At 69.0% G+C, this 3,634-nt stretch carries 3 protein-coding genes; all 3 read left to right on the top strand.

Annotation, left to right across the window (positions count from 1 at the left end):
* Nucleotides 1–204 precede the first annotated feature (204 nt).
* On the top strand, nucleotides 205–1,524 hold the full coding sequence (gene guaD, locus AC5JDC_RS17635) for a guanine deaminase (RefSeq protein ID WP_495843180.1): 1,320 nt from the start codon (nucleotides 205–207) through the stop codon (nucleotides 1,522–1,524).
* Nucleotides 1,525–1,687: 163 nt separating this feature from the next.
* A complete protein-coding gene (locus tag AC5JDC_RS17630) occupies nucleotides 1,688–2,191 on the top strand; it encodes a heme-degrading domain-containing protein (protein ID WP_495843178.1) in 504 nt (167 codons plus the stop codon).
* A 31-nt stretch (nucleotides 2,192–2,222) separates the two neighbouring features.
* On the top strand, nucleotides 2,223–3,488 hold the full coding sequence (locus AC5JDC_RS17625) for a glycerate kinase type-2 family protein (RefSeq protein WP_495843176.1): 1,266 nt from the start codon (nucleotides 2,223–2,225) through the stop codon (nucleotides 3,486–3,488).
* The last annotated feature ends 146 nt before the right edge of the window (nucleotides 3,489–3,634 follow it).

Here is a 3,634-nt window from a genome sequence, read left to right as displayed (position 1 = left end):
GGTTCCGCTGCGCGGCCCCGGAATGACGACGCAGAGCTGTCTGCCCCTCCGATACAACTCATATGCGATAGCCCTGCGTAAACGGGGGAGGATCAAGGGCGTGGACGGCCGCAGCGTCGGTTCCTCCCCTACGAAGCGGGGGAGGGGGACCGCCGAAGGCGGTGGAGGGGGCATCTCGCCTGGCAAGAAGGAAAGGGCCGCAGCATGACCTCCACCCTGCTTCGCGGCCGCACCCTTACCTTCCGGCGCTGGCCGGACGGCCCCGACGACCTCGCCGCCTGCCGCTACGAGGAGGACGGCGGCCTGCTCCTCCGCGACGGCAGGATCGCCGCCGCCGGCCCCTTCGCCCAGGTAAAGGCGCAGGCCGGCGATGGCGTAAAGATCGTCGACCACCGGCCGCATCTCATCCTGCCCGGCTTCATCGACTGCCACGCCCACATGCCGCAGATGCAGATCATCGCCTCCTACGGCGCCGAGCTGCTCGACTGGCTGAACACCTACACGTTCCCGGAAGAGTCGAAGTTCCGCAACACCCAGCACGGCCGCCGCATCGCCCGGCTCTTCCTCGAGGAGCTGATCCGCCACGGCACCACCAGCGTGGTCGCCTACTGCTCGGTGCACAAGGAATCGGCGGACGCCTTCTTCGCCGAATCGCACGACCGCAACATGCTCAACGTCGCCGGCAAGGTGATGATGGACCGCAACGCGCAGGACGGCGTCCTCGATACCCCGCAGTCCGGCTACGACGACAGCAAGGCGCTGATCGCCGAATGGCATAGCAAAGGCCGCCAGCTCTATGCGGTGACGCCGCGCTTCGCCATCACCTCGTCGCCCGAGCAGATGGAGATGGCGCAGGCGCTGATGCGCGAGCATCCCGACCTGCACATGCAGACGCACCTGTCGGAGAACCTCGCCGAGATCGCCTTCACCCAAAAACTCTATCCCTGGTCCAGGGACTACACCGACGTCTACGAACACTATGGCCTGCTCGGCGCAAAAAGCCTGTTCGGCCACTGCATCCACCTGTCGGAACGCGAGGCCGACGCCCTGTCGGCATCCGGCTCGGTGGCCGTCTTCTGCCCGACCTCCAACCTCTTCCTCGGCTCCGGCCTGTTCGACTACCAGCGTTTCCGCACCCGCGAAAACCCGCTGCGCATCGCCACGGCGACCGACGTCGGCGGCGGCACCAGCTATTCGATGCTGCGCACCATGGACGAGGCCTACAAGGTGATCGCGCTAAACGGCGAGAAGCTGAACCCGCTCGCCTCCTTCTGGCAGATGACGCTGGGCAATGCCGAGGCGCTGTCGCTCACCGAGCGCATCGGCACGCTGGAGCCCGGCACCGACGCCGACATCGCGGTGCTCGATTCACGCGCCACGCCGGTCATGCGGCTCAGGATGGAGACCGTCGCGACGCTGGCCGAGGAGCTGTTCCTGCTGCAGACGCTGGGCGACGACCGCGCCGTGCGCGAGGTTTATATCGCGGGCCGCCCGGCCAAGAGCGATCTGGCCGTCCAGGCATAGGCAATCCTCGGAGCGTGCGCCGACCTTTCAAGCGACCTGACCCGGCAGGCGGTTTACTTTTCCCCGCCGGTGTGAGACCTCCGCGTCGGAGCCGATCACGCAAACGTCATCCGTCGCCGGTGCTTCCAGCCGGTGACTTGCCGAAATTTTTGCAAGGATTGTCATGGCCGCTGCGGAAGACATAGCCAGAATCGCCCGGCAGGAAGCCGCGCTTGCCTTCGACGCCTTCGACGAGACGACCGCCTTTGCGCTCGGCTCCCGCATCCGCGACCGGGCGCTGGCGGAAAAACTGCCGATCGTCATCGACATCCAGCTCTGGGACCGCCCGCTCTTCTACGCCGCCCTGCCGGGATCGACCGCTTCCAACCCCAACTGGGCGCGGCGCAAGCGCAACGTCGTGCGCATTTTCCAGCGCAGCACCTACCGCATGGTGCTGGAAAAGGCCCGGCCGGACCGCACCTTTCCGCCAGGCGACGGGCTCGACCCGGCCGACTATGTGCTTGCCGGCGGCGGCTTCCCGATCGCCGTCAAGGGCGCCGGCGTCATCGGCGCGATCGCGGTTTCCGGCCTGCCGGAGCGGCAGGACCATGCCGTCGTGGTCGAGGCCCTCTGCGCCCATCTCGGCCTCGACCATGAGGCGCTGGCCCTGCCGACCGCCGCAAGCTGATCACCGCCCGTCGATCCCAGCGAGTAAAGCCATGACCGCCGAGCCGCGCTCCCTTCTCACATCGATCTTCAGGGCGGCGGTCGCCGCCGCCGACCCCGAGCTCACGATCCGCAAGCACCTGCCGGCGAAGCCGAAGGGCCGCGTCGTCGTCATCGGCGCCGGCAAGGGCTCGGCCCAGATGGCCGCCGCCTTCGAGAAGGCCTGGGACGGGCCGATCGAGGGCGTCGTGGTGACGCGCTACGGCTATGGCGCGACCTGCGAGCGCATCGAGGTGCTGGAAGCCGCGCACCCTGTGCCGGACGAAGCCGGCCTGCGCGCCGGGCGCCGCCTGCTGTCGGCGGTTTCAGGGCTGACCGGGGACGATCTCGTCGTGGCGCTCGTCTCCGGCGGCGGTTCGGCGCTGCTGCCGTCGCCGCCTGAAGGGCTCACGCTGGCCGACGAGATCGCCGTCAACGAGGCGCTACTCGCCTCCGGCGCGCCGATTTCGGCCATGAACACGGTGCGCAAGCATGTGTCGGCGATCAAGGGCGGCCGCCTCGCCGCCGCCGCCTGGCCGGCGAAGGTCGTGTCGCTGGTGGTCTCCGACATTCCCGGCGACAATCCCGCGCTGGTGGCCTCCGGCCCGACGGTGCCGGACGCGGCGACGCGCGAGGAGGCGCTCTCCATCGTCGAGGCCTACCGCATGAGCCTGCCGGACGCCGTGACCGCGCATCTGCGCTCGAAAGGCGCCGACGCGCCGCGTCCGGACGATAACCGTTTCGCCGGCAACGAGGTGCATGTCATCGCCTCCGCCGCCGTGTCGCTCGAAGCCGCTGCCGAGGAGGCCCGCCGCCACGGCGTCGAGGCGGTAATCCTCTCGGACTCGATCGAGGGCGAGGCGCGCGACGTGGGCTCCGTCCATGCCGCGATCGCCCGCGAGGTCGCCCTGCGCGGCCGTCCCTTCGCCCGGCCGGTGCTGATGTTGTCGGGCGGCGAGACCACCGTCACCTTGCGCGGCAAGGGTGGCAAGGGCGGGCGCAACAGCGAGTTCCTGCTGTCCTTCGCCATCGGCATCGACGGTTTCGACGGCATCCACGCGCTTGCGGCGGACACCGACGGCATCGATGGCTCGGAGGACAACGCCGGCGCCTTCGCCGACGGCGCGAGCGTGGCGCGCATGCGCGCCGCCGGCACCGACGCCAAGGCGCTGCTCGCCGCCAACAATGCCTGGACCGCCTTCAGCGCCGCCGGCGACCTGTTCGTGCCGGGGCCGACGGGGACCAACGTCAACGATCTCAGGGCGATTTTGGTGCGGTGACTACCGCCTTGAGGGCTTGCCGCTTGGGCCGTTGCCAAGCACCACCCCCTCTCCGTCTCGCCCTTCGGGCTCGCCACCTCTCCCCCACTGCGCAGGGCAATCGCATATGCCGATGATGATCGTCATGTATGGACGGCCCCGCTTGG

The sequence above is a fragment of the Kumtagia sp. genome, assembly GCF_059502445.1.
The sequence above is the reverse complement of the archived record's forward strand: the minus strand, read 5'-3'. Positions and strand labels throughout refer to the sequence as shown.

Coding starts and splice junctions, on each gene's coding strand:
- guaD (WP_495843180.1), top strand. CDS start 205: ATGACCTCCACCCTGCTTCGCGGCCGCACCCTTACCTTCCGGCGCTGG.
- AC5JDC_RS17630 (WP_495843178.1), top strand. CDS start 1,688: ATGGCCGCTGCGGAAGACATAGCCAGAATCGCCCGGCAGGAAGCCGCG.
- AC5JDC_RS17625 (WP_495843176.1), top strand. CDS start 2,223: ATGACCGCCGAGCCGCGCTCCCTTCTCACATCGATCTTCAGGGCGGCG.